Source organism: Streptosporangium sp. NPDC002524, from assembly GCF_040295985.1.
Taxonomy (GTDB): domain Bacteria; phylum Actinomycetota; class Actinomycetes; order Streptosporangiales; family Streptosporangiaceae; genus Streptosporangium.
In genome coordinates this window covers 96,241-122,032 of record NZ_JBEOWK010000023.1, presented here as the reverse complement: position 1 = coordinate 122,032, position 25,792 = coordinate 96,241, and the positions used below count along the sequence as shown (strand labels likewise).

Sequence of the window (25,792 nt, the reverse complement as noted above, 5' to 3'; positions counted from 1 at the left end):
CCCCCTCTTCCGTGGAGGGCGGGAGTTCCGCGCCCGCGCACGGCCCCAAACTGCGCCCTCCATCCGCCGTGGCCGCGCTCCCGCAGGACGAGCCGTTCGCGGGCGGGCCGAGAAAGAAGGCCTTCGGCGAGGAGGGGCGCTGACTGATCGCCACGCCGGTGATACGCACGGGCCGAGGATGCTGGCTGTTGCTCACGGCCAGGCACTGGGCGGACGGCGACAGCTCGAAGTCCCCGAATATCGCGGGGTACGAGCCGTCCAGGGTCGGCCCTCCCACCTCGTAGTATTTCCCCTTTCCCCCCTGGTTCCCGCCTCCCCCGCCTCCGTTCTGCCCGCCGTCCCCGCCGTTCCCGCCGCCTCCGTTCTGCCCCTGGCCCTGCCCCGAGTTCTGGTCTTCGCCCTGCCCGTCGCCCCGTCCCCCGTTTCGATCTCCGCCCTGTCCCCTGTTCTCCTCCGCCGACGTGGCGGTCTCGTTGGAGTCGCCCGGTGAAGCCCCCACGTTGGAACCGCAGCCCGCCAGCAGGACCGCGGCAAGCGCGAGCTGGACCATTCTCGCCGTTGGACATCGCAACATGATCTGCTCCTGCTGAATACGATGTGACATCCAATCTGACGCACGCGTCCGCGTTCGAATACACGCAGTTATGACACTGAAACATAACCAGTCGCGGTTATTTATCGACAACAGGCGAAAACCGGTCCGAGCACGGATTCCGCAAGCCTTTCTTGATCAGTGATCATTGACCAAAGAGAGCGGAGTGGATCGGGGTCGGGGTCCGCGCTTTTGTCGTTTCAGCGTTTTGGCACGGCTTTCGACGAGACCGAAACTCCAATGTGGAACAAGGCCGGTGATGGCGTTCCGGTCGCGGTACGGGCCCGTGACGGAAGTCGGTTCTCGCAGCCGGTCGTACGTCGGCGTTCCGCCCCGGGTGCGGACGAGCCCGGCCCCGGCGGAGACGCGGACGGCCGCGCTCCGCCGGGGCCGGGGACATCACGGGCCACCCGGGTGACCGCTAGCCGGGCTCCCCCGCGCCCAGGCGCTCGGTGAGCTCGTCCTCGGACATGCCCTCGACCATGAGCCAGATCTCGGCGACCGCCTCCAGCCTGCCGGGGGTCTCCTCCAGCTCGGTGAACCGGTGGGCGACGCGCGACACGGTCCGCTCGGTGAACAGCGCCCGCAGCGGGAGCGAGGAGGCGTCGAGCGCCTCGCGCAGCCGCGCGATGACGGTGGTGGCCAGCACCGAGTCGCCGCCGAGCGCGAAGATGTCGTCGTGCGCGCCGACCCTCGGCACGTCGAGCACCTGGCCGACGACCCGGGCCAGCACCCGCTCCAGCGCGCTGCCCGGGGCGGTGTAGGGCGCGCCCGTCTCCCCGGCCGCGGCGACGAGGGCGGCGAGCGCCTTGCGGTCCACCTTGTTGTTCGCGGTGAGCGGCAGCGCGTCCAGGGTCACCAGCAGGTCGGGGACCATGTGCGGGGGCAGCAGCTCCCGTACGTGGGCGAGCAGCTCCTCCGTCCCGGTCTCCTGCGCCCCGGTCTCCCCCGTCTCCCGCGTCTCCCCGGCGAGCACGACCGCGGCGGCCAGCCGCGAGTCGGCGAGCAGGCCGACGGCGCGGCGCACCCGGGGGTGGTTCTCCAGCGCGGTCTCGACCTCGCCGAGCTCGATCCGGAACCCGCGCACCTTCACCTGGTGGTCGCGCCGCCCGAGGAACTCCAGCGTCCCGTCGGGACGGTACCTGGCCATGTCGCCGGTCCGGTACCAGCGGGTGCCCTCGTGGACGACGAAACGGTCGGCGGTGCGCTCGGCGTCGCCGCAGTAGCCGTCCGCGACCCCGGCGCCGCCGATCCACAGCTCGCCCTGCGCCCAGTCGGGGCGGTCGCGCCCGGCCTCGTCCACGACCCGGCAGGCCACCCCGCGCAGCGGGACGCCGTACGGGACCGCCGTCCAGTCGGCGGGCACCTCGCCGCCGACCTCGATCACGGTCGAGTGGATGGCTGTCTCCGTCGTACCGCCGAGCGCGACGAACCTGGCCCCCGGCGAGCGTTCCCGCAGCAGCGCGGGCAGGTGCGTGCCGACCCAGTCGCCGCCGAGCAGGACCAGCCGCAGGCTGGGCGCGGGGCCGGTCCGCAACAGCATCTCCAGCACCGAGGGGACGCAGTTCAATACGGTCACCGACCAGCGCTCGGCCAGTTCGGCCCAGCGGGTGGCGTCGCGCCGGTCGTCCTCCAGCGGGATCGCCACGGCGCCCCCGCGCGACCAGAGCGCGAACAGGTCGAACACCGACAGGTCGAAGTCGAGGGCCGACACGGCGAGCGACACGTCCGACTCGCCGATCGAGAACCGCTCGACCAGGTCGCCGATCGTGTTCATCGCGGCCCGGTGCGAGACCTCGACCCCCTTGGGCTCCCCGGTGGAGCCCGAGGTGAACAGCACGTAGCCGACCTGCTCGGGGGGGACGGGCACCGGACCGTCCAGCGGCGCGGGGTGCGTCACGGCCGAGGTGAGCGAGACCGCCACCCCGGCCGTCTTGAGGATCCTCTCCCGCCGGGCGGCGGGCTGTCCCGCCCCGACGGGCACGTACGCGGCCCCGGCCGCCAGCACGCCGAGCACCGCCACGGCCTGGTCGGGCCCCTTCGGCAGCTCGACGGAGACCCGGTCGCCCGGCCGTACGTCCCGCTCCACGAGATGGGCGGCGACGCGCAGGGCACGGTCGGCCAGCTCGCCGTACGTGAGCGTGCCGCCGGTGTCACCCGTGTCACCTGTGCCGGAACCGGAGCCGGAACCGGTGCCGGAGCTGGAACCGGTGCCCCAGTGCAGCGCGGGGAGGTCGGGGGTGCGCCGGGCCCGCGCGAAGAACTCCTCGTGCAGCGTCCGCGCGGGCAGGGGGGGCTGGGCGTTGAGCTCGTGCCGCAGGCGCAGCTGGTGCGGCGAGGCGCCGATCCGCAGCGGTTCGGCCCAGTCGGCGTCCGGTGCTCCCAGGCGGGTGATCGCGCCCGTGTAGGCGGCGAACATCGCGTCGGCGACGCCCTCGGGGAACGCGGGGTCGCGCACGTCCCAGTTCAGCAGCAGCCCGCCGGAGACCTCGGTGACCTGGGCGTCGAGCAGCACCTGCGGTCCCTGGGAGATGATCCACTCCGGCTCCCCGAAGCTGCGCCGCGCCCGGTCGCCGAACAGCTCGCCGAGGTTGAGCGCGCTGGTGTACACGATCGGGGCGAGCACCTGCTCGCCCCGCGCCCGCGACAGGTCGCGCAGCACCTCCAGGCCGGAGTAGTCGCTGTGCTCTCCGGCCGTGTGCAGCAGCGCCTGCAGCTCGCGGGCGCGCTCGGTGAACGGCAGCTCCCGCGACAGGTCGGCCTCCAGCAGGATGGAGCCGGTGAAGTCGCCGACCAGGGCGTCCACGTCGGGGTGGATCGGCTCGCGGTGGAACAGCGGCAGGTTCAGCAGGAAGCGGGGGGTCGCCGACCAGCCGCCCATCACCTCGGCGAAGACGGCGGCGAGCGCCATCGCCGGGGTGACGCCCTCGCGGTGGGCGCGGGCGATCAGCCGCCGCCTGTCCTCGGGGGCGAGCCAGTGGTGCTTGCGGATGACCCGGTCGCCCGGCTGCGGCACGACCGGCAGCTCGGGCGGCCCGGACAGCTCGCCGAGCCGCTCGCCCCACCAGCGCCGGTCGCGGGCGCGGGCCTCGGCGCGCGGGTCGGCGGCGAGATAGCGCGCGTAGCTGTAGCCGATCGGCGGCAGGCTCTCGCCCTCGTACAGCGCCGCGAGGTCGGCCAGCATCGTGCGGTAACTCATCGCGTCGGCGGCGACCATGTCGACGTCCAAGTGCAGCCGCGCCGCGCCGGACGGCAGCAGGCTCAGCCGCGCGTCGAAGACCCGGCCCGTCTCGATGGGGAGCCGCTGGGTGGACATCTCGGCGCGCAGCCGTTCCAGCTCCTCACCGGGATCCGGTACGGCGCGCAGGTCGTGCACCGTGACGGCGGGTCCCGGCCGCTCCGGCAGGACGCGCTGGGTGCCGTCGTCGGAGATCGCGGCCCGCAGCATCGGATGCCGCTCGACGAGCGCCACGACGGCCGCCTCCAGCCGGGCGGGGTCGATCTCGCGGCCGTCGAGCTCCACGTAGAGGTGCGCGGCGACGGAGCCGAGCGACTGGCCGGAGTCGCGGCCGATCCAGTAGGCGTGCTGCATGAGCGCGAGAGGGAACGCCCCGTCCGGCTCTGCGGATCCCCGCCCAGGACCGTGACCGGCACCCGGGGCGGAATCAGACCCGGAATCAGGCCCAGAATCAAAACCGGTGCCGGAAACGGAAACAGAGCCGGTGTCGGTGTTGGGAACGGAGCCGGAAACGAGGTCGGCGGCAGGACCGGGGCTTGGGCTCGGGCTCGGAACCGGCTGGGGCGCGAGGGCGCCGCGCTCGGTGAGCAGTTCCCACCACTCGGCCAGCGTGGGCCGCTTCGCGAGTTCGGCGAAACCGACCTCGACGCCGAGGCGGCGCAGGCGGCCGGTGAGTCCCATCAGCTGGATCGAGTCCATGCCCAGCTCGATGAGGTTGTCGTGCGCCTCTACCTGCTCCCCGAGCAGTTCTGTCAGCGAACGGTGCAGTTCTTCCCTGGTCAGCACAGAGCTCCCCTTAAGTCAGGTAAGGCTAACCTAATTTAGGAGCGTTCGGGCGTCAACGCGCGTCTCACGACACCTCCGGCGATCCCAGACACGGGGCCCCTCATTCACCCGGTCGGCTCCACTCGATCGGCATCCTCACCGCGAAATGCGGGAGCGCCCATGCCAGCCCGATCCACAACCCTCACCGCGAAACGCGTACTCCCTCACGCCCGCCCCCTCCTCCCCTCGGTCGACAGCAGCCAGACCAGGTAGACGCCGCCCAGCACCCCGGTGACCACGCCGACCGGCAGCGCGACCGGCAGGTGCAGCGTCACCAGGTCACTGACCACGAGCAGCGCCGCGCCCATCAGCGCGGCCGGTACGAGCTGCGTGCCGGGCCTGCCGGTGAGCCCGCGCGCGAGCTGCGGCGCGGCCAGCGCGACGAACGGGACCGGGCCCACCGCCGCGGTCGCCACCGCCACCAGCGCCACCCCGACCACCACGAGCGCGGCCCGCGTCCGCTGGACCGGCACGCCGAGCGCCTGGGCCGCGTCGTCGCCGAGCTCGCCCATCCGCAGCCGCCCCCCGAAGGCGAGCGCGGCCGGTACGAGCACGGCCACGGCCACGGCGAGCGGCCACGCGTGGTCCCAGCCCCTGCCGTTCAGGCTGCCGGTGAGCCAGAACGCCGCCTCGTACGCCTCGCGCAACTCGGCGCGGGTGACGAGATAGGCGTTGAACGCCTCCAGCATCGCGGCCGCGGCGACCCCGACCAGGACGAGCCGGTAGCCGTGCACCCCGCCCCGGTAGGCGACCAGGTAGACGGCGAGCGCGGTCAGCACCGCGCCGCCGACGGAGCTGACCGCGATGGCGACGGTGCCGCCGCCGACGACGAGGATCTGCAGCAGCGCACCGGTGGCCGACCCCGTGGTGAACCCGATGATGTCGGGGCTGCCCAGCGGGTTGCGCGTGATGCTCTGGAAGATCGCCCCGCTCAGGCCGAGCGCCGCGCCGGCGAGCAGGCCGGTGAGCGCCCTGGGCAGGCGCAACGTGAGCACGATGAACTCCGTGGCGCGGTCCCCCTGCCCGGTCAGCGCTCCCAGCACCTCGGTGGCGGAGACGGGGAAGTCACCGCTGCCGACCACGGACACCGCCGCCCCCAGCGCGACGGCCGTCAGGAGAACGCACGCCGCGGCGACGCGCGGCTGCCAGCGCAGGGACACCGTCCCGACGCGCAGGACACGACTCGTGCTCACAGCTGGGGAACCCTTCCGCGACGGACCATCAGTGCCAGGAGCGGAGCGCCCAGGAACGCGGTGACGATGCCCGTCTCCAGCTCGCCGGGCGCCGCGACCACCCGTCCAGCGACGTCGGCGGCGAGCATCAGCACCGGCGCCAGCAGCAGCGAGTACGGGAGCACCCAGCGCTGGTCGGGCCCCACCAGCGCCCTGACCACGAAGGGCACCGCGAGCCCGACGAACGCGATCGGCCCCACCGCCGCCGTGGCGGCACCGCACAGCACCACGACCGCGAGCGCCCCCAGCGCGCGGGTCCTGCCCGGCCGGGCGCCCAGCGCCCGTCCCGTGTCCTCCCCCAGGGCCAGGGCGTTGAGCGGGCGCGCCAGGCAGAGCGCCAGCACCGTCCCCGCCAGCAGGAACGGCCCGATCTGGACGAAGACGCCGAGGTCGCGCCCGGACAGCGAGCCCACCTGCCAGAAACGGAAGCTGTTGAAACTGCGCGGGCTGAGCAGCATCATCCCCGCCGTCAGCGAGCTGAACACCGCGTTGATCCCGGCACCCGCCAGGACCAGCCGCGCGGGGGTGGCACCGGAACGGCCGCGCGACCCGATCAGGTAGACCAGCAGCGCGGCTCCGGCCGCCCCGAGGAACGCCGCCCACACGTAGACGAGGACGTCGTCCACCCGGAACAGGCCGATCACCGTCACGACCGCCATCGCGGCGCCGCCGTTGACGCCGAGCAGGCCGGGTTCGGCCAGGGGGTTGCGGGTCAGCGCCTGCATGAGCGCGCCCGCCAGGCCGAGCGCCGCCCCGACGGTCACCCCCAGCAGCGTGCGCGGCAGCCGCAACTCCTGGACGATGAGGGCGTTCTCCGAACCGTCCGGGGAGAACACCCCGGACAGGGCCTGGTCCAGCGGGATCTGCTTGGCGCCGATCACGATGCTCGCCAGCACGGCGAGCAGCAGCAGACCACCGAGCAGGCCCAGACCGGCGAGCCTTTGGGGGAGGTACGCGCTCTTTGCGGGAGGAGACACGCGCTTCAAGTTAGCCTAACCTAACCGAGGTGGCGACGGACGGTCCCGGCGACGCCCGCCGATCCCGCCGCGCGCCCTCCCCTGTCGGCCGCGCGCGGTCGCGCCCGGCCCGCGACGGCCAAAGGAAAGGGCACCGCGACCTCAGGAAACCGTCAAACACGCGCAGCGGGATCCGTACGCGCACCGCCGGTTCCGTACCGTGCACGAAGGCGGCCCGCCGCGAAGCACGACCACGGAGATGATGACATGACACGTCCTCCGGTCCCGCCCTTCACGCCGGAGACCGCCCTCAGGAAGGTCCGGCTCGCGGAGGACGGGTGGAACACCCGCGACCCGGAGAAGGTGGCGCTGTCCTACACGGCGGACTCGCACTGGAGGAACCGCGCGGAGTTCGTCGACGGGCGCGACGCGATCGTCGCGTTCCTCCGGCGCAAGTGGGCGAGGGAGCTGGATTACCGGCTCATCAAGGAGTTGTGGGCGTTCGACGGGAACCGCATCGCCGTGCGCTTCGCCTACGAGTGCCACGACGACTCCGGCAACTGGTTCCGCTCCTACGGCAACGAGAACTGGGAGTTCGACGAGGAAGGGCTGATGCGCGCGAGGCACGCGTCCATCAACGACCTTCCGATCGCGGAGTCGGACCGCAGGTACCACTGGCCCCTGGGACGCCGCCCCGACGACCATCCGGGACTGAGCGACCTGGGCTTCTAGGAACCTCCCGGGGACCTTTTCAGGAATCTTCAGGAGACCTTCCGCGGGCCTTCCGGGGATCTTCTGGGGACTTCCCGGGGACCTCCCGCGGACGGACGAGCGGGCGGACGAGAGGACGGACGAAAGGCCCGCCTTCCGGGGACCTCGGCCTCTGCTCCCGGGGCCGCCGCCGGAGTGGGATGGAACCGTCCGCGACCTTCCCCTTGGAGATGTCATGATCGAACGCGTAGTGACCCCCGATGACCTGGGCAGGCGGGTGGCCCGGCTGCGCGAGTCCCTGGGCCTGAACCGCGAGCAGCTGGCCGGCCGGGCCGGGGTCGACGTCGGATACGTGGAGTACCTGGAGGAGAGCGCGGCCTCGCCGGCGGCGGAGACCGTGAGCCGCCTGGCCTCCGCCCTGGAGGTCGGCGTCGAGGAGTTGCTGGGCGCGACGGCGGACCTGCCGCCCGGTCGCGGCCGTCCCGCCGCCGGTCCCGTGCTGGAGAGGCTGACGGAGCGGGAGTGCCTGCGGCTGCTCTCCCCCGGCGGGGTGGGCCGGGTGGCCTTCAACGACCCCGGCGGACCGGCGATCCTGCCGGTCAACTACGTGCTGCGCGGGGGCTCGATCGTCTTCCGTACCGCCTTCGGCGGGCCGCTCGACGAGACCCTGCGCACGGGGGTCCGGGGCGTGGAACTCAAGATCGGCTTCGAGGTCGACCGGATCGACGAGGCCGGCCGCGCGGGCTGGAGCGTGCTCGTCAGGGGTGGCGCCCACCACGTCTCCTCCGCCGAGGAGCACGCCGCCGCGGTGGCCTCCGGTGTCCAGCCCTGGGCGGGCGGCGACCGCGAGCTGTACGTCGCGATCGCCCCCGCCGAGATCACCGGCCGCCGCATCCGGCACGCCCCCTGATCCCGTACGGGTGCGGAGGAAGGCGACGTGATCGGCCGCGGGCCGCGGCCGAGCGGCCCGTCGGAGGGGACGGTGCACGCCCGGCCGGGTGTGAGCTCGTGGCAGCGGTCCTCCGGCGAGGGAGGGTCCGGTCAGCGGATCGCGCGCGGCGCCTCCGGCGGCGCCGCGCGCGATCGTCGACGGAGGATCAGAAGATGGCCGTGGTCCCCGTGGGGTTACCCAGCCACGGTGTGCTGTAGGCGTAGTGTCCACCGGCGGTGGAGACCATCACGTAGCCGTGGGCCCCGTCCGTCCGATAGCCCACGTCGGAGATCTCGCCGGTGACCCCGCCCGGAGAGCCGCCCAGATACCGGGCATTGCCGTAGGCGTAGATCTGCCCGGCCTTGCTGACCATCACGTAACCCTGGCCGTCGCGCGTGGGCGACATGGCGACGATGGCACGGCTGAACCCCGCCGGGCTGCCGCCCAGGTACTGGGCGTTTCCGTAGGCGTAGACCTGGCCCGCGGAGGTGAGCAGCCAGTAGCCGCCCCCGTCCGGTGTCATCTCCACGTCGACGAACCTGCCCGTGTAGCCGGTCGGGCTGCCGCCGCGGTACGCGGCCGAGCCGTAGGCGTAGATCTGACCGCCCGCGCTCATCATGACGTAGCCCTGGTTGTCGGGCATCGCGGCCATGGCGACGATCTCCTGGCTGTAGCCGGTGGGGCTGCCGCCCTTGTACGGCGCGTTCCCGTACGCGTAGACCTGGCCCGCGGAGCTCAGCAGCCAGTAGCCGCCCCCGCCCGAGGTGACCTTGCCGTCGACGAAGCGGCCGGAGTAGCCGGTGGGAGAGCCGCCGTAGTAGCCGCCGTTCCAGGCGTAGACCTGGCCGGTGCTGGAGAAGTCGGTGTAGGAGTTGGGGCCGGTGACGTGGACGCCGCCGCCGTTGACCACGGCCTCCGGCGCGGGGGTGCCGGTGCCGATGCTGATCGAGGTCGGGGTACGGGCCGTGATGAGCGTGCCGGAGCCGGCGTTGGCGGAGCAGTGCACCGTGCCGTTCCTGCGGATCTCGAAGTGGACGTGCAGGCCGCTGGAGTTGCCGTTGACGGCGGTGTGGCCGATCAGCTGGCCACGGGTGACCGTGGCGCCGTTCGCGACCAGCGGGTTGCTCGGCGACTCGGCCAGGTGCGCGTAGCGGGTCGACCAGCCACCGGAGTGGACGATGTCCAGGTAGTTGCCGTACCCGCCCGGGTTCACGGGTTGCCAGGAGACGGTGCCGTCGTAGGAGGCGTAGACGGGTGTGGAGGGATTACGGGCGATGTCGATGCCCTGGTGCGTTTCCCCGGCGCGAACGACGTTGCAGGCGCTGCTGACGGAGCCGTCCGCCGGCCACCACAGATAGCCGTCCGGGGCGGCGTGCGCGGGCGCCGTGACGGCCGTCACGGCCCAGAGAAGGGCGAGCACGGCCGTGAGCACGACGGTTCTTCGCAACCGGGCCGGTGTCCGGCGGGGGTGGGCCATCGCTGGATCCGATCTCTCCGGAAGAGGGGGGAATACGGGGTCGGTCACCGGGTGACTCCTTTACGGGATGCCGCAGCGAACCGGCTGCGGCGGTGGGGGCGGTGGTGAGGTGAGGTGAGGTGCGGCGGCTGGACGCGCCGACGAGGGCGACGGCGGGAGGGCGTGCCGTGGCGGACGGACCGTGGCGGCTGTGCGCCCGGAGTGCCTGTTCGCCCGGAGTGCCTGTTCGCCCGGGATGGCTGTTCGCCCGGGGTGCGTGGCGGGGCCGCGTCCGGTGGACGCGGCGCCTTCGTGGTGCCGGGCGGGAGTGTCAGGTGCGTTCCCAGATGGAGACCCAGTCGATCTGGACGTTGCCCTTGGCGGTGTCGGCCGGCCCGTTGGGGGTCGTCTCGGTCTGCAGCACCCAGTGCATCGGCCGGTTCGGGATGAGCGCGGTGTTCGTGCTGGTGCCGATGGTGGTTCCGTCGAGGATGAACCTCACCGACTGGGGGGTCCACTCGGTGACGGCGGTGTGCCATTCGCCGTAGGTGGCGGTGGTGCGGAAGGGGTCCTGGGCCTCGGGGTCGCCCCGGTGGTGCATGAACGCCTCGATGCGGCCGTCCAGGGTTCCCTCGGGGAAGTCGATCTCCCCCTCGGACCAGTTGTCGGAGTCCGGCCAGAGCAGCCAGGCGGTCTTGTAACCGGCCACCGCGTCGGCACGGAAGCGCACCGCGTAGCGGCCGTAGGTCAGCCCGTGGTACGCGTCGGCGTGCCCGGGGATGATCGGCAGCGGCGCCGAGACGAGGTGCCTGCCGGCCTCGGTGTGCAGGTACATGTTCATCATGCCGTTGCCGACGCTGATCACTTTCTGCGGGTCGTACCAGCCGTGGCCGGATGTGTCGGAGTCGTTGCTGTAGGCGGTCCACTTGCTCGCCACCGCGGCGGGGAAGCCGCCCAGCGGTACGGGGGTGGCGAAGTCGTCGGTGAAGACCTGCCGCCATCCGGGCAGGTCGCCCCTGGGCATGGCCTGTCCCGAGGGGTCGACCGTGCCGGTGGGCACCTGCCAGAGCTGTGCCGGGCCGGCGTCACAGGTGTAGACCCAGATCGGGTTCCCGTCACCGGTGCCGGCGTGCTTGGAGGCCAGGCACAGGCCGGAGTTGGGGTTGACGAGGGTGCCGTTCGGCCGGGGGGTCCAGATCTGCGCCGGGCCGCCGTCGCAGGCGTACAGCCACACCGGGGTGGTCGAGACGGTACCGGCGCCCTTGACCGCGAGGCAGTGATTGCCCTGCACCCGGATCGTGCCGTCGCCGGGCAGGGTCCACTGCTGACGGGCTGCGCCGTCGCAGGTCCGCAACACGATCGGGTTGCCGTTGGCGGTGTTGCCGCCGGCGTTGTCCAGGCACTTGCCGGCGATGCCCTTGACCGGGCCGGTCACCGCGGCCGCGTGAGTACTGGGCGATGCGGTCATCGCGGCCGTGTGGGTGCTGGGCGACGCGGTCATCGCCGCGAGCACCGCGGTCACCGTCGCGAGCCTTTTCCAGCGCGTCGCTTTTCCCATGAGGTCTCCTTTTCCCCTGCCGTTGGCTTACTGCCTCAGAGGTTCCGGGAAACCCGGGCCGGCGAGGAACCGGTAAACGTCCCGCGTAACGTTTCAGCTCATTTACCTTCCCGAACACGGTTCCATGTGGAACGTTTCACGGAGTGAGTGACGAACCGATCACAGGGAGGAAACATGAGTCAGGAGACACCGCGCCGCCGTAGTCCCGGGCAGCTCCGAGATCTGCCGGCGGATGTGTCTCCAGCGCGCGCGGCCCTGGTTCAGGAAATGCGTAAGGGACGGGAGAGAACGAACCTGAGCCTGAACGATCTCGCCCGGGACATGTTCTCCTCCAAGGCGACCGTGAGCCGTTGGCTCAACGCCCGTTCCCTGCCCGACGAGAAGCAGGCGATCCGCTGGGCCGAGCTGTGCGGCACCGAGGTGCCGACCATGGTGGGCCTGTGGCAGCAGGCCAGCGCGCTGGAGCCCTCCGTCGAGCCAGGGGACGCGCCTTCCCCGCCGGAGCAGGACACGCCTCCCCAGCCGGAGCGGGAGAGGCGTCGCAGGAGGATTGTGGTGATCCTTTCGATCACCCTCCTGTTGTGCGTCGCCGGAGTCTCGATAACGATCTGGACGAAACGCTCCACCGCGCCGCCGTGCGCGGTGGACTATCCGGTCTCGCTGTACGTGCCGCCGCAAAGCGGAGAGGTCATGGACGTCACGGCCGAGGTTAAATGCGGGCTGGCACCGGACCGGAAATACCTTATCGTCGAGGAGGTCCCCAACGTCGACCTGCGTAATCCTCATCCGGCGTATTACGTCAAGGCCCAGGTCCTCAAAACCCGCATCGGGGAATCCTCCGTGACCCGCCTCATCTTGAAGGAACCGGTCGGTATGCGCGCGAAGTTCTACGTCATCAGCGTGGACGCCGCCGGCGAACGGCAAATGGCGCAGAACCATATCGTCGACAATGGCCTGCTGAACCTGCCCGACGGCGCTCGGCAGGAGTCGGCGGTGAGCTGGCACGTCAAGGCATGGCAATGAGGGCCTTCCCGCGTTCCCGCTTCGCCGTGACCGCCCTCCCGGCACGCCCGCCGGTCTGGCCGTACGCGGGGTGCGGTGACCGCCGGGGCCCTCGGGCGCGGACGGCGTCTCCGGACCCGTACGGCCCCCGAGGAGGCGACACCAGGGACCTTGGTCCCTACCTGCGAGGTCACGGGAGGACTAGCGTTCGAGACATGATTCGCGTGTTCCTGGTCGACGATCACGAAGTGGTACGGCGGGGCGTGGCCGCGCTGCTGGAGTCCGAGGGCGACATCGAGGTGATCGGCGAGGCGGGGACCGCCGAGTCCGCGGTGGCCCGCATCCCGGCGCTGCGGCCGGACGTCGCCGTCCTGGACGTGCGACTGCCCGACGGCAGCGGGGTGGACGTGTGCCGGGAGGTCCGCTCCAGGGTGCCGGGGCTCGCCTGCCTGATGCTGACCTCCTTCGCCGACGACGACGCCCTGTTCAACGCGGTGATGGCCGGGGCGTCCGGCTACGTGCTCAAGCAGATCCACGGCTCGGACCTGGTCGGCGCCGTGCGTACGGTCGCGGGCGGCCAGTCGCTGCTGGACCCGCAGACGACCTCGGCCATGCTGGCGCGGTTGCGCGAGCAGGCCACCCGCAAGGACCCCCTGGAGGCGCTGACGGACCAGGAGCGGCAGATCCTGGAGCTGATCGGCGAGGGCCTGACCAACCGGCAGATCGGCGAGCGGATGCACCTCGCCGAGAAGACCGTGAAGAACTACGTCTCCAACCTGCTGGCCAAGCTCAGCATGGACCGCCGCACCCAGGCTGCCGCCCTGTCGGCCCGCCTGAAGGCCCAGCGGCGAAACTGACGGCGTTCCCGCCCCCGGCCGGCCCTCCCGGCCAGGTGGAACTCCTTCCTGACCGGCGAGGATTCCGTCCCCGTCCCCGTCCCCGGGCAGCGAACCCTTCGTTCCCGGCTGACAGGGGCTCCGTTACCGACCTGCGGGCACTTCGTTCTTGGCCTGCGAGGACTCCAGTCCCGACCGGCGGAGCGGGGCCGGAGCCAGAGCCAGGGGCAGGGCCAAGGGCAGGGGCGCCGAAGGTCATCCGGGGGCCTGTGAGCCGTCCCCCTTCGGGTCGAGCGGGACGCTCCAGACCAGCCGGGTGCCGCCCCGTTCCGGGGTCTCGATGGACAGGGAGCCGCCGAGGTCCTCGGCCCGCTCCTGGAGGTTGCGCAGCCCGCTGCGCCTGCCTTCGGCGGGAAGGCCGACGCCGTCGTCCGTCACGGTGAGGACGAGCCGCTCCTCGCCGAGCTCCGCCGACACCTCCGCCCTGGAGGCCCTGGCGTGCCGCACCACGTTGGACAGCGCCTCGCGCAGCACCGCGGGCAGGTGCTCGGCGATCTCCGGGGGGACCCCGCCGTCCAGCGGTCCCTCCATGGTCAGGCCGGGCATGAAGCCGAGGTGGGCGCGTGCCCCCTCCACCAGGTCCACGATCTGGGCGCGCAGGCCGGCGTCGTCGTCGCCGGGGGCCTGCAGGGCGAAGATGGTCGAGCGGATCTGCCGGATGGTGCCGTCCAGCTCGTCGATCGCGGTGCGTAGCCGGCCCGAGGCCTCGGGCCGCTCGACGAGCCGTACGGTGCTCATCAGCGTCATGGCCACCGCGAACAGCCGCTGGATCACCACGTCGTGCAGGTCCTTGGCGATCCGGTCGCGGTCCTCCAGCAGCCCCAGCCGCTCGGCGTCGGTCCGCCTCTCCGCCAGCTCCAGGGCGATCGCGGCCTGGGCGGCGAAGGCGTGCAGGGTGCGCACCTCCGCCTGGTTGAACGGGATGCGGCCCTGGCGCTTGCCCAGCGACAGCACGCCCCGCACGCCTCCGGCCGCGCCGAACGGCACCGCGGCCACCGGGCCGAGCGAGACGTACTCGGCGATCACGATCGAGACCTCGGTCTCGGCCGGGTCGGTGACCATGACGGGCTCGCCGCCGGTGAACGCCAGGCCCGCCAGGGACCTGGCGATCGGGGCCTCCGCGTCCACCACCCGCTCGTGGTTCTCGCCGTCGGCGACGACCGCCCGCAGGACCCGGCCGCTCGCGTCCGGCAGCAGGACCGCCGCGATGTCGGCCCCGGCCATCTGCCGCGCCCGCCGCGCGATCAGCGTGAGCACCCGGCCGGGCTCGGCGCCCGACAGCAGGCTGGTGGTGACCTCCGCCGAGGCCTGCAGCCACATCTCCCTGCGCCGCGTCTCCTCGTACAGGCGGGCGTTCTCGATGGCGACGCCGGCCGCGGTGGCCAGCGCGGTCACGATCGCCTCGTCCTCCTCGTCGAACTCGCCGCCGCCGCGCTTCTCGGTGAGGTAGAGGTTGCCGAACACCTCCTCGCGCACCCGGACCGGCACCCCCAGGAACGACCCCATCGGCGGGTGGCCGGGCGGGAAGCCGTAGGACGCCCGGTGGTCGGAGATGCGCGCCAGCCGCAGGGTCCGCGGCTCCTGGATCAGCAGGCCGAGCAGGCCGAGGCCGTGCGGCCAGTGCTCGATGCCGGCGATCTCCTCCTCGCTCAGCCCCACCGGGACGAACTGGATGAGCGTGTCGTGATCTCCGGCCACGCCCAGGGCCCCGTAGGTGGCGTCGACGAGGGTGGTGGCGGTCTCCACGATCCTGCGGAGCATGGTCTCCAGATCAAGGTCGCTGCCCACCGCGACCACCGCGTCCAGCAGCGCGTGCACCCGGTCGCGGGTGGCCAACACCGCCTCCAGGCGCTCCCTCAGCTCCTCCAGCAGCTCGTCCAGCCTCATGTGCGGGATCAACGGCCCTGACTCGCCCTTCGCCATGCCTCCGAGTCTGCACCCTCGTACGCGCCCCCCACCGGCCGGGGGTGAGCGCGTACGGGGCGCGGCGGCCGGTCAGGGGGTGCGGAGGAACGTGACGCGTTCGGCGGTCTCGATCATCTGGCGGGCGAAGGCGGCCGAGTCGAGGGCGGCGGGGGGCACGTTCAGGGCCGTCGCCATCGCGTTCGCCAGGGCCGTGACGGGCACCGTCCCCGAGGCGCCGAGGGACTGGGACGGGATCGACGGGCCCGGTGAGCCGTCGGCGGCCCGCAGGGTCTTGCCGAACCGGCCCGCGAGCGGGCCCTCCGGCGGCTGTTCCACCCCGAAGTGCTGTTCCTCGGGGGCCTGGCGCAGGTCGAGACGGCCCAGCACCCCGGTGAACAGGCAGAGCAGGACCGTCGGGGAGAGCCGTTCGAGCCGCAGGAGCGGCAGCGGCGCGCTCTCGTCGGCCGAGGCGTACCCGTCGACGAGCAGCCCCGGATAGCCCGGTACGAGGTCGGAGCGGATCAGCGCCCCGGTGACCTCCGAGGTGTCCACCGGCGGCGGCCGCAGCCGGTCCCGGTCGGCGTCGGCCCCGGTGACCCGCCCGACGCTCGTCGCCCCGTCCAGCAGGTGGGCGATCCAGCGCGGGTCAAGCTGGAGGAACCTGATCGTCTCGACGGGCAGCAGCCGCTCGTCCGGCACGAGGTAGCGGTAGGGCACCCCGCGCAGCCGCGCGAGGTCGTCGAGGAAGGTCTTCACGTCGTCGGGCATCGTGTCCACGATGTCCACGATGTCCAGCGGGTGGCCGGACGGCTCGTCGCGCCCGTCGGCCATCGCCCGCCGCCGTTTCCAGGTGTATACGCTCCTGGCCACCGTGGTGTGCTGCAGCGTCAGCAGCCGCCCGAGCTGCCAGGCCGCGGCGTAGCCGATGTCGAGCATCCCAGCCGACGGGTGGTAGCGCAGCAGCTCGTCCGGGGTGCGGACGCCGAAGCGCGTGTCGGCGGAGGAGCCGCCGGAGCCGCCGGTGCCGCCGGTGACGAACGGCCCCCGGTACCAGGACGCCGTCCGCCCGCCCTGCCGCAGCGTGTGCGCGACCGGCACGTACCCCTGCCGCAGGAACGGGTCGGCCGCGGGCTCCCCGCTGTCGGGCAGCCGGAAGGGCCGCCCCTCGTGGGCGAGCGCCCGGACCAGGTAGGGGAAGGTGTGCTCCTTGGACACGGAGGAGAACCGCCAGGAGGCCAGCGTCACCAGGCGTACCAGCGCGCCGGGGGTGTCGGGGCCCGCGGCGAATCCGGAGGCGTCGTAGCGGCCCTCGACGGAGACCAGGTGGACGGCCGAGGAGACCCCCGGCGCGGGCAGCCGGTTGGCGATGACGACCGCGGTCTCGTCATCGGCCCGGCGGACGTGCGCGAGGCGTCCCAGGTCGTCCGGGCCCGGCATGATCGAGACCAGCAGGGAGCGCGGCACGTCGATCACGTTCACCGGGTCGGACGCGTTCTGTCCCCGTTCCAGGACCGGGGCCGGGATGGAGGCCCCGCCCGAGGCGAGCGTCCCGAGCGTGACGGTCTTCTGCTGCGGCCGCTCGTCGCCGCCGAACACCAGCAGCGCCAGCCAGGGCGGCGCCACAGGTGCCGCGGCGGAGGCGGCGTGCGCGCTCCGTTCCCACGGCAGCGTCGCGCGTCCGAGCACCACGTGGGGCAGCGCGGTGGAGTGCTCGCCGAGGCTCCCGTCCGGCGGGAACACCGACCGCACCGTGCCGGGCGGCAGCGTGAACCGGTCCCCGGACACGCTGAACGTCCGGGTCGTCCCGAAGGTGGTGGCGTCCACCCCGGTGGCCGGGGCGACGTTCCCCAGGTCCTGGACGACCTCGATCGTGTAGTCGCCCACCGGCAGGGACGGCTGCCGGTACGCCAGGAAGGTCAGGTCGTCAGCCATCCGAGCGCGCCTCCTGGGCCTGCGGGAAAGTCGGGTCGTCAGCCATACGAGCCCACCTCCGGGGCCTGGAGGAAGTCGGTCGCGGTCAGCCCGTTCAGGTCGATCCGCAGGTCCGGCAGCAGCTTGCCGGCGACGGCCGAGCGGGCCCGCTCCCCGGCCGCGAGGTCCAGCGTCTGGTCGGCGGCCCGGGTGAACGCCGGTTGCGCCGTCCAGGAGAAGGCCGGGTCGCTGGACAGGGACGTGGCCGCCCGCAGCCTCGACAGCGGGAGGCTCTGGACGGTCTCCGGTTCCCTCGGCGGGTTCGGCCGGACGACGTACCCGGTGAGCAGGTTCTCGCGCAGCGCGGGGCTGCCGAGCGACGGGGTGAGCCGGTCGCCCCACAGCGCGGCGGGCAGGCTCTTGCCGACCGGTTCGAACCGGAAGGCGGAGTTCACCGTGGTCCCGCCACGGGTGATCGTGATCGTCTGGACCGAGGTGAACGTGCCGGGGGCGGCCCCCACCGGCGCGATGCCGAACGGCGCGGCCCCGGTCGTGGCGAGCGCGGTCCCCGCCGACACGCCGGAGGTCGAGGGGACGGCGGCGTCGGTGAGCAGTTCCAGTCCTGCCGGGTCGACCGTGCCCAGGTGGGTGCCCGAGGAGTCCTTCGGCGAGCCGCCGCGCAGCACGACCGTGACGGCGTCGGCCGCCGGGGGCAGCTGCGCCGCCCTGAACCGGCTCCACGGGACGGGTTTCGCCGACGCGCCGGACGAGGACCCGAACGAGATGGTGAAGGAGATGACGTCCAGGTCGATCGTGGCCGTGCCGCCGAACTCCGGCCCCCAGAACCGCACGTCGGTGCCGACGTGCGCGGTGATGGTGTGGGTGCCGAAGAACTCGAACGTGTAGGAGGCGCCGACGCCGATGCGCAGCCCGGCCTCGTAGTGGTAGGGCTGCCAGGCGATGAGGAAGTCCACCGCCGCGTCGAACCAGGCCCGCAGCGAGCCGTCCTCGTAGACGGCGCTGAGCGCGGCCCCGGCCATCAGCGCGCCCGGGGTGAGCGCGTAGTAGGCCGAGCCCTTCATGCTGAGCTCCCGCGTGACCTGCCAGGAGAATCCCAGCCTCGGCACGGCCGGGTAGTGCGCGGGCACGGTGAAGTGCGGGTGGTAGCCGCCGACGGTGAGCACGAAGTCTCCCTGGTGCTCCCCGCCGAACCAGGTGACGAACGCGAACCCGCCCGTCAGGCGGCAGGCCCGCGACAGCAGGTAGGAGCTGGAGGTGAGCTGCGCCAGCAGCGAGAAGTACCCGTCGTCCGGCGCGAACGTCGCCCTCAGCGCGAGCTGGATCTCGGCGACGGGCGTGACCCCCGCCTGCGCCGCGTCCGCCACCGGCAGGACCAGGGTGGACAGGCCCAGCACGTTCATCTCGAACCGGTGCCCGAACTGGGCGGTCACCAGCAGGAACGAGTCGATCATCTTGAACGAGGTGAAGTGGATCCCCGCCGCGAGGAAGAAGTCGCCGGGCGAGGGCGGCAGGTCGTCCTCCAGGCGGGCCAGCTCGGTGGCGAGCGTGCCCGGCACGACCGTGCCGAGGGCCTCGGCCACCAGCGGGAAGTCCGCGATCCCGTCGACGGGCGGCGCGACGATCCTGCGGTTGTAGCCGAACCCGGCCGCGATCCCCTCGACGAAGAAGAACGCGGGCCCGCCGATCGGGTAGTCCAGGAAGGCGTACACGAACAGCGACGGCCCCTCGGGCAGCTGCATGTAGGAGCCGAGCGCGCCGACGGTGAACGTCTCGGTCCCGATGACGGCCTTGCCGCTGTACGCGGGCAGGTTCTTGCCCTCGTAGGAGACGGTGTTCGCCAGGAACGCCCCGCTCACCGTGACCGGACCGCCGCTGTAGGAGACGCCGAGCCCGGCGAGGTCGAACGCCGGCACTGCGGTGGGGTCGGCGAGCGACACCGCCGCCGAGAGCCCGTCGCAGGCGAGCGTGAGCCCGCCCGCCGAGATCGAGGCGTCCACCAGCACGGCGAGCCGCGCGGGCCGGTCCGGCACGTGCTCGTAGGCCAGTCCCACCCGTTCGACGTGGACCGGCCCGAAGTCGGTCTGCGCCCTGTACCACAGCACGTCGTCGGCGGTCTTGGCCCGCGCCGGCGTCACCTGGGCGGGTGTGCCGACGGGGAGTGTGACGGCCTGTTCCAGCGGCCCAAGCCGCAGGTGGCCGCTGAAGGCGAACCCCTCCGGGTACTCCCCGGACTCCAGCTTCGCCACGCCCGGCGGCAGGATCGCGTTCAGCGCGGTGACCTGCTCGGGAGTGAGCGTCCCGGTGGTGGCCAGGACGCGCAGCGGGTCGAACCCGACGACCTGGTCCCCGGTGAGGCGCGGCCCGACGACGGGCAGTTTGGACAGGTCCACCTTCGCGGTGAGGTCGACCTCGAAGACGTGGGTGTCGCCCTCGACCGCGAGCAGCGCGTCGTCGACGCCGACCACGATGTCGGCCGGGATGCCGGAGGCGGCCGAGGGCACCAGCGCCGCGACCAGCTCCTTGAGCGTGGGGGCGACGCCGCCGCGCCGGTAGGTGGCCGCGAACCGGTTCTCGGCGGCCCGCCGGGCGAAGTGCACCCCGAAGTCCAGCTCCAGGCCGGGGCGCACCAGGACCGCGATCGCCCCTTCGTACGTCCCCGCCGCCGTGTCGATCGCGACGGCCAGGTCCACCTCGGTCGTGTCGATCGGGAGGCGCATGCCGGCCGTGAAGAGGAACCGCGCGGTCCTCGTCGCGAAGGAGGCGGCCAGGTCGTGCACGGTGAGCCCGGCCAGCGGCGCGGGCAGCGGCGGCGCGCCGAACCGCGACGACAGCGATTCGATCATCTCGCCGACCGGCAGTCGCTGGCCCGGCCTGCTGCCGCCCTCGAACGCCCAGCCGTCGGCGGCGTCGTACGTCGCCGAGACGTACACGCCGACGGAGGAGACCAGCAGCGCCGCCGAGGAGGCGAACGTGACCTCGTCCCCGACGTCGAAGGCGAACCGCAGGTCCTCCAGCGCCACGCCTTCGGCGATCCTCCACTGCCCGTCGACCTCCAGCACGCCCGAGGCGGTCAGCGGGGTCGTCCCCGACGGGAGCACCGCCGACAGGTCGAAGTGCTCGACCTTGAGGTCGGGCAGGTGGGTCGCGTCGGTCTCGTTCGTGAACTCCCGCCAGACCTCGCGGATGCTCAGCGGCGGGTCGCCCTCGCGCAGGGCGCCGCCGAGCGCGAGGCGGTCGCCGAGCCCCGCGCTGATCTCCAGGGTGCCGTGCTCGCCGATCCCGAACAGGCCGGCCAGCGCGACGGTGACGCGGGCCTCGCCGAGCGGGTCGTCCACCCGGAAGGTGAGGTCCACGGCCTGCACGACGAACAGGCCGAGGTCCCACTCGTGCGACGTCTGCAGGGTGAGCGAGACGTGGGAGACCATCCGGGCGGCCCCCGGCGTGACCCGGACGGTGAGGTCGCGGGGCACCACCGGGGCGGTGACCTCGACGTCGAAGGGGATGTCCAGCGAGTCCCGCCCGAGGAAGGCGGCGACCTCCTCGAAGGCGGCCTCGCCCAGCTCGCCGAGGTCGGCCCTGAGCACGAGGCTCTCGCCCCAGCCGAAGACGTCGGCGCCGACGAGCACCTGGTGCGTCGTCCCCGACGCGGTGAACGGGATGGCGCCGGTCAGCGCGATCCGGCCGCGCGGGTCCAGGTCGCCGGTCGCGTAGTTCAGCCACGGGTCGGCGAAGATCTCGTAGCGCAGGCCGGTCAGGGTGACCAGCCCGAGGTCGAGGGTGTGGCCCTCCGGCCCGTACAGCACGATGTCCGGGACGGGCGTGAGGTCCAGGCCCAGCCCCTCGATCCCGGTGACCATCTCGATCTCGCCGGTGATCGCGTGGACCGCGCCGGGCATCATCAGGTCCAGCGGCGCCATCGGGGTGGTGATGATCAGCGTGCCGGTGAAGGCGAGCCCGTCCGGGGTGAGGTGGAGCACCGGGTGCTGAAACCGGAGCGTCTCGAAGAGGGTGGCCTTGAGCACGGGGTAGGCGGTGACGAACGTCCAGGTCTCGTCGCCGGTGCCGGTGATGTCGGCGGTGACCGCCGAGCCGTCGGTGGTGAACGTCGCGGTCACCGCGAGGCCGGTGAACGGGCCGCTCGCGCCGGTGCCCGTCACGGTCACGCCGTTCGCGAGTTCGGTGCGGCCGGTGACGGCGCCGAGGGCGAACCGTTCCCCGAGGTGGGCGGAGAGCGGGGCCGAGCCGAGGGCCGCGACGTCCAGGTCCAGGGCGGCGCCGCCGTCGCGCAGGGCCGCTTTGAGCTGGTCGGGCGTGATCACTTGTTGTCCTTGGCGAGGATCGAGTAGTGCCAGGTACCGCGCGAACCGGTGATGTAGATCGGCAGCGTGGTCTTCACCGAATCGGGGAGATAGCTGTTGAGCTTGCCCTTGGACCAGAAGTGGATGGTGTGCTCGGGGATCTTCACCGCCGCCGTCATCACGTCCGCGTACCGGTCGATGACGGCCTCGGAGGGCAGGTGGTGCATCGGGATCTGCTTGCCCGCGCTCACCAGGAGCTGCTTGGGCCTGACCGCCTCCACGTACGCGGCCAGGGACGAGGTGTTGTCGCTGGCGTGGTGGCTCGCGGTCGCCAGGTCGACGCCCTTGATCCGGGCGGAGTGGTAGTCCACCACGTACTGCTCGGTGTTGAGGGTGGCGTCCCCGGACATCAGCAGCCTCTTCTTCCCGAACAGCTCGATGAGGACCACCAGGCTGCCCCGGTTCGCGGGGGTGCTGTGGTCCTTGTGGGTGGTCGTGTTCACGTTGCCCGACAGCAGCGAGATCTTGCAGTTCGGCTCGTCGAGGACGAGGATGCCGCCCTTGCCGTCGAGCACGCCGCCCTCGGGAGGGTCCTCGTCCTCGTCCCGCTTGGGGACGGCCTCGCCGTTGAGCGCGATTACCTGGTCGCCGCCGTTCTCGTGGTGGTCCACCTCGAAGATGAGGTTCTCGTCGGCGACGTGGCTCAGGATCCACGCGCTGGTGGAACCCTTGGCGTAGGAGCCGCGCGGCTTGCTGTGGTAGACCTTCAGGAACTCGACGCCGTCGTCCATCACGGCCGAGAGCTTGTTGTAGTGGTCGGCGTCGGGGTGGGTGAGGATCAGCAGGTCCACCTTATTGCTGCCCTTGAGGAACTTCTCGTGGGTCAGGGTCCCGCTGATGATCCGCCGCAGGGCCTCCCGGTCCCCCTCCGACTCCTCCTCTTCCTCCTCCTCGCCGGCCTCCGGCAGCTCCTCCTCGTCCTTGATCACCTCGCGGTACGAGTCGGAGCCGCAGTCGACCATCACGATCCGGCCCTGGGGCGTGCACATGATCGTGCAGTCGCCCTGGCCCATCTGGACGAACGCGGCGTGGAAGTTGTCGTCGTTCCTGGTCCCGGGTGCGGCGGCGGGCCTGGCCGCGATCTCCCTGGCGCGCATCAGCGCCACGAGCTTGGCCTTCTTCCTGGCCGCCTCCGCCTCCTCCTTCTTCTTCTTGTCGCGGTCCGGCTTGGTCTTGCTGCGCGTCGAGATGCTTCCGTAGCCCTTGCTCGCGTTCTTGACGTCCGTGCGGTCGCGGGGATTGATCGGCATGTCACACCTGTCCGGGAAGGCTCGGGAGGGTTCGGGAACGGGGTCTCAGGACGGGTAGGTGATGCGCCAGCGGCCCTGGTTGATGCGGGTCTTCTGCCGCCAGGTGTAGACGTAGCGCCGGTCGTTGTCGCGCGGCTCGTAGTCGGCCGCGTAGGCGTACTCGCCCTGCTTGGTGTTGTAGAGGTCGAACTCCAGCTGGCCCGCGGCCAGGCGCTGCAGGATGCGCAGCTCGTTCTCGCCGATGGTGACGCCGCCGATCCGGAGGTTGCTGCCCACGAAGGTCTGCGCGATGACGTCGACGAGCTGGTCTATCGGGATGTTGCCGTTCTTGAACGCGATGCCCTCGGGGCGGCCCTCGATCCGGTGCCAGAACTTGTTGGCGTGGTGGAAGCGGATCGTCGGGTACGTGACGTCCGCGCCCGGCGTGTCCTCCTGGAACAGCTCCAGGTACAGCGTCTGCCCGCTCGCGCCCTGCGAGCCGTCCCTGCGCAGCTGCAGGTGGCTGTTGTCGTTCCTGATCGTCACCTTGCCGCCCAGCGGGCCCGGCGTGCCGAAGCCGATCTGGTCGGGGCCCAGCGGGTTGATCAGCAGCGGCCGGGAGCCGCCGGACTGGATCCAGGAGTAGGTCTGGTGGTGACCGATGCGCAGGTGCGCCTGGTTGACCGGGCCGACGATCACCGCGCCGCCCAGCGAGTCCTGGTTGACGTGGACGACGTGCAGCCTGCCCTGCGGGGAGCCCACCGGGCCGATGCCCACGGCGTCGCCCCTGGGGTTGAGCAGCAGGGGCCGGGAGCCGTGCGACTGGATCCAGGAGTAGTCCTGGTGGTAGCCCAGGCGCAGGTTCGACTGGTTGGTCGGCCCCAGGATCAGCGTGCCGCCCCCGGCGTCCTGGTTGGCGTGGACGACGTGCAGGCGGGTCTCGGGGGCTCCGGTGCCGATCCCGACGGAGTTGCCCAGCGGGTTGAGCGCGAGCGGCAGCCCGCTGTGCGACTGGATCCAGGTGTAGGTGCGGTCGTAGCCCAGGCGCATGTTGTGCGCGTTCTTGCGGCCGATGACCAGCGCGTCGCCGTTGGCGTCCTGGGGGATGTGGACGATCTGGAACCGCGCCTCCAGCGCGTCCGCCGCGATGTTGACCCCGGCGGAGGACTGCGAGAACAGCAGCGGGGTGCGGTCCACCATCACCGTCGCCGAGCCGTCGGCGTAGCCGGGGATGTTCTCGTACTCGACGAGGATCGGGGCGTGTCCCGGTTTGGGCAGCGCGAGGATGTTCGCGAGTTCGAGCTCGATGTACTCGCCGGGGGCGAGCACGGTGTCGGCGGTGGGCGTGACCTCCCACGTCCTGACCTTGTCCGGGCGCACCCTGGCGCTCCACCGGGTGCCGGTGACCGAGAGCCCGACGCCCCCGGCCGCGCCCACCTTGGTGAGCGCCCAGGGCGTCTTGTCGGCGTCGGCGCCGCTGTCGGCCTCGGCGTCGAACGAGACCAGGAAGGTCGAGGTCGGCAGGCCCTTCTGGAACGGGATGCCCTTGCCGGAACGCATCGTGCCGGCGATGTGCAGCCTCAGCCTGTTGGGCGTCGTGCCGTCGCTGAGCACCCGGTCGCCGCCGACGAGGCGGATGTCCAGCGGGATGTTGTGCAGGCCCCGGTGGTTGACCACGTCCAGGTACTGGATCCGGTTGCCGGCCAGCGGCATGGTCTGGCCGGAGTATCTGATGTTCCGGTACTCCAGCTCCACCTGGGTGCCGTGGGTGCCGTCCGTGCCGTCGGCGTTCAGGCCCGCCACCTCGACCGAGACGACGCCGTCCGGCGGGATCGGCCTGGCGTTCTTCCACTGGAAGTACAGGGCCGTGCCGTCGGCCTCGGGCACCATGGCCCAGTCGGCGGAGTTCGGCGTGGGGGTGAGCCCGGCGGCGAGCGTCCCCCTGCGCAGGCGCAGCGCGAAGTGGTACGTGCTGGAGGACACGCCGGTGAGCGGCATCGCCTCCACCGTGCCGCGCGAGCTGTTGGTCAGCTGAAGCGTCATCGTCTGGAGCCTGACGTCGTCGATGTACAGCACCGGCTGGGCGTCCTCGTTGACGAACGCGAAGTCCAGCGGGTGCGACCGGACGAACATCTCCAGGGGCGGCTCGTCGTCGGCCATGTCCCGCAGGATCTCCGCGGCGGTCAGCGCCCGGTCGTACGCCCGGAACTGCGCGATCAGCCCGTTGTAGGCCGCCGTGCCGTTGCCGGATCCCAGCCGGAACTCCTCCCGGTCGGCCACCCGCGAGGCGCCCCGCAGGCCCCACTCCCCCGCGAGCCCGCCGTCCACGAAGATCCGCGCGGTCACGCCGTCGTTGGTGACGGCGACGTGCTTCCAGGTGTTCGGGGGGATCGCGCCGACTCCCGAGCGGTGGCTGTCCAGGCCCCTGGTCGAGTCGTACAGGTGCTCCAGCTGCCCGTCGCCCTCCAGGCGCAGCCGGATGTTGGGCGAGCTCTTGCCGAACACGGCGACGGTCCCGCCGCCGGGCCAGTTGATCCACGCCGAGAGGGTGTAGGTGGTCAGCCCGAGGAGCGGCTGACCGGCCGGCACGGTCGCGTACTGGTTGCCGCCGCCCAGGCGCAGGCAGGCGAACTTCGGGTCGGTGACGACGGCCGGAGCCTCGGCGAAGGTGCCCGTCAGCTGGTGGGGACCGCTGTCGAGGACGGCCCTCTGCGGGGCCAGGGCGTCCAGCGGCCAGTGCAGGACCAGGGAGTCGCTCATCCGTGCCTCTCCTCGGGGACCGAGGTGAGGCCGAGCTGGCCCTGGGCCTGCTGCTGCACGGTGGCGACCAGCTCGTAGACCTGGGCGTAGGGAAGATTGCCGAGCGCGTCGAGGATCTGGTTGACCTCGGGGAGCGTCAGCGTCAGGTTGATCTTCTGCATGAAAAGGGTTCCTCCGGTCGATGTCCGGGCCTCGGTGCCCGGAACTCGGT

The 25,792-nt window shown here is 72.0% G+C and carries 15 protein-coding genes; 4 read left to right on the top strand and 11 right to left on the bottom strand.

All coding sequences use genetic code 11. The features are described 5' to 3' along the window. Positions 1 to 1,013: 1,013 nt before the first annotated feature. From ABT053_RS32635 to ABT053_RS32625, 3 genes are all read right to left on the bottom strand, one after another. Entirely contained in the window at positions 1,014 to 4,616 is a 3,603-nt protein-coding gene (locus ABT053_RS32635; RefSeq protein WP_350974297.1) for a non-ribosomal peptide synthetase, read from the bottom strand. A 203-nt stretch (positions 4,617 to 4,819) separates the two neighbouring features. Further along, positions 4,820 to 5,848, bottom strand: a complete 1,029-nt coding sequence (locus tag ABT053_RS32630) for a FecCD family ABC transporter permease (RefSeq protein WP_350974295.1) — start codon at positions 5,846 to 5,848, stop codon at positions 4,820 to 4,822. Beyond that, a complete protein-coding gene (locus ABT053_RS32625; protein WP_350974293.1) occupies positions 5,845 to 6,864 on the bottom strand; it encodes a FecCD family ABC transporter permease in 1,020 nt (339 codons plus the stop codon). The genes ABT053_RS32630 and ABT053_RS32625 overlap by 4 nt, the downstream gene beginning before the upstream one ends. A gap of 246 nt (positions 6,865 to 7,110) precedes the next feature. Between ABT053_RS32625 and ABT053_RS32620 the strand changes: the two genes are divergently transcribed. Beyond that, positions 7,111 to 7,575: a nuclear transport factor 2 family protein gene (locus ABT053_RS32620; protein ID WP_350974292.1), complete on the top strand. Its 465-nt coding sequence runs from the start codon at positions 7,111 to 7,113 to the stop codon at positions 7,573 to 7,575. Positions 7,576 to 7,789: 214 nt separating this feature from the next. After that, entirely contained in the window at positions 7,790 to 8,464 is a 675-nt protein-coding gene (locus tag ABT053_RS32615) for a pyridoxamine 5'-phosphate oxidase family protein (protein WP_350974291.1), read from the top strand. Positions 8,465 to 8,651: 187 nt separating this feature from the next. Here ABT053_RS32615 and ABT053_RS32610 read toward each other — a convergent pair whose 3' ends face one another. Both ABT053_RS32610 and ABT053_RS32605 read right to left on the bottom strand, forming a co-directional pair. Continuing rightward, complete coding sequence (locus ABT053_RS32610; protein WP_350974290.1) at positions 8,652 to 9,962, bottom strand: M23 family metallopeptidase; 1,311 nt, start codon at positions 9,960 to 9,962, stop codon at positions 8,652 to 8,654. 310 nt (positions 9,963 to 10,272) lie between these two features. Continuing rightward, a complete protein-coding gene (locus ABT053_RS32605) occupies positions 10,273 to 11,499 on the bottom strand; it encodes a ricin-type beta-trefoil lectin domain protein (RefSeq protein ID WP_350974288.1) in 1,227 nt (408 codons plus the stop codon). A gap of 174 nt (positions 11,500 to 11,673) precedes the next feature. On the opposite strand from ABT053_RS32605, the gene ABT053_RS32600 reads away from it, so the two are divergent. Together ABT053_RS32600 and ABT053_RS32595 are read left to right on the top strand one after the other, a co-directional pair. Next, complete coding sequence (locus ABT053_RS32600) at positions 11,674 to 12,522, top strand: helix-turn-helix domain-containing protein (protein WP_350974287.1); 849 nt, start codon at positions 11,674 to 11,676, stop codon at positions 12,520 to 12,522. 194 nt (positions 12,523 to 12,716) lie between these two features. Further along, positions 12,717 to 13,358 carry a response regulator gene (locus ABT053_RS32595; protein WP_350974286.1) on the top strand — a complete coding sequence of 214 codons (642 nt, stop codon included), beginning with the start codon at positions 12,717 to 12,719 and terminating at the stop codon, positions 13,356 to 13,358. A 234-nt stretch (positions 13,359 to 13,592) separates the two neighbouring features. Here the strand turns inward: ABT053_RS32595 and ABT053_RS32590 are convergent, their stop codons facing one another. The 6 genes from ABT053_RS32590 to ABT053_RS32565 all read right to left on the bottom strand — a co-directional run bounded on the left by ABT053_RS32590 (position 13,593) and on the right by ABT053_RS32565 (position 25,742). Beyond that, positions 13,593 to 15,320, bottom strand: coding sequence for a sensor histidine kinase (locus ABT053_RS32590; protein WP_350974285.1), 1,728 nt, complete (start codon positions 15,318 to 15,320; stop codon positions 13,593 to 13,595). Positions 15,321 to 15,392: 72 nt separating this feature from the next. Next, a complete protein-coding gene (locus ABT053_RS32585; protein WP_350974284.1) occupies positions 15,393 to 17,234 on the bottom strand; it encodes a hypothetical protein in 1,842 nt (613 codons plus the stop codon). Positions 17,235 to 17,272: 38 nt separating this feature from the next. Continuing rightward, complete coding sequence (locus ABT053_RS32580; RefSeq protein WP_350974283.1) at positions 17,273 to 21,553, bottom strand: DUF6603 domain-containing protein; 4,281 nt, start codon at positions 21,551 to 21,553, stop codon at positions 17,273 to 17,275. Next, the gene (locus ABT053_RS32575; protein WP_350974281.1) at positions 21,550 to 22,842 is read right to left on the bottom strand and encodes a ComEC/Rec2 family competence protein; all 1,293 of its coding nucleotides are present in this window, start codon (positions 22,840 to 22,842) and stop codon (positions 21,550 to 21,552) included. Before ABT053_RS32575 ends, ABT053_RS32580 begins: the two co-directional genes overlap by 4 nt. A 45-nt stretch (positions 22,843 to 22,887) precedes the next feature. Next, entirely contained in the window at positions 22,888 to 25,581 is a 2,694-nt protein-coding gene (locus ABT053_RS32570; protein ID WP_350974279.1) for a LamG-like jellyroll fold domain-containing protein, read from the bottom strand. Further along, positions 25,578 to 25,742, bottom strand: coding sequence for a hypothetical protein (locus tag ABT053_RS32565; RefSeq protein ID WP_350974277.1), 165 nt, complete (start codon positions 25,740 to 25,742; stop codon positions 25,578 to 25,580). Before ABT053_RS32565 ends, ABT053_RS32570 begins: the two co-directional genes overlap by 4 nt. Positions 25,743 to 25,792 lie beyond the last annotated feature (50 nt).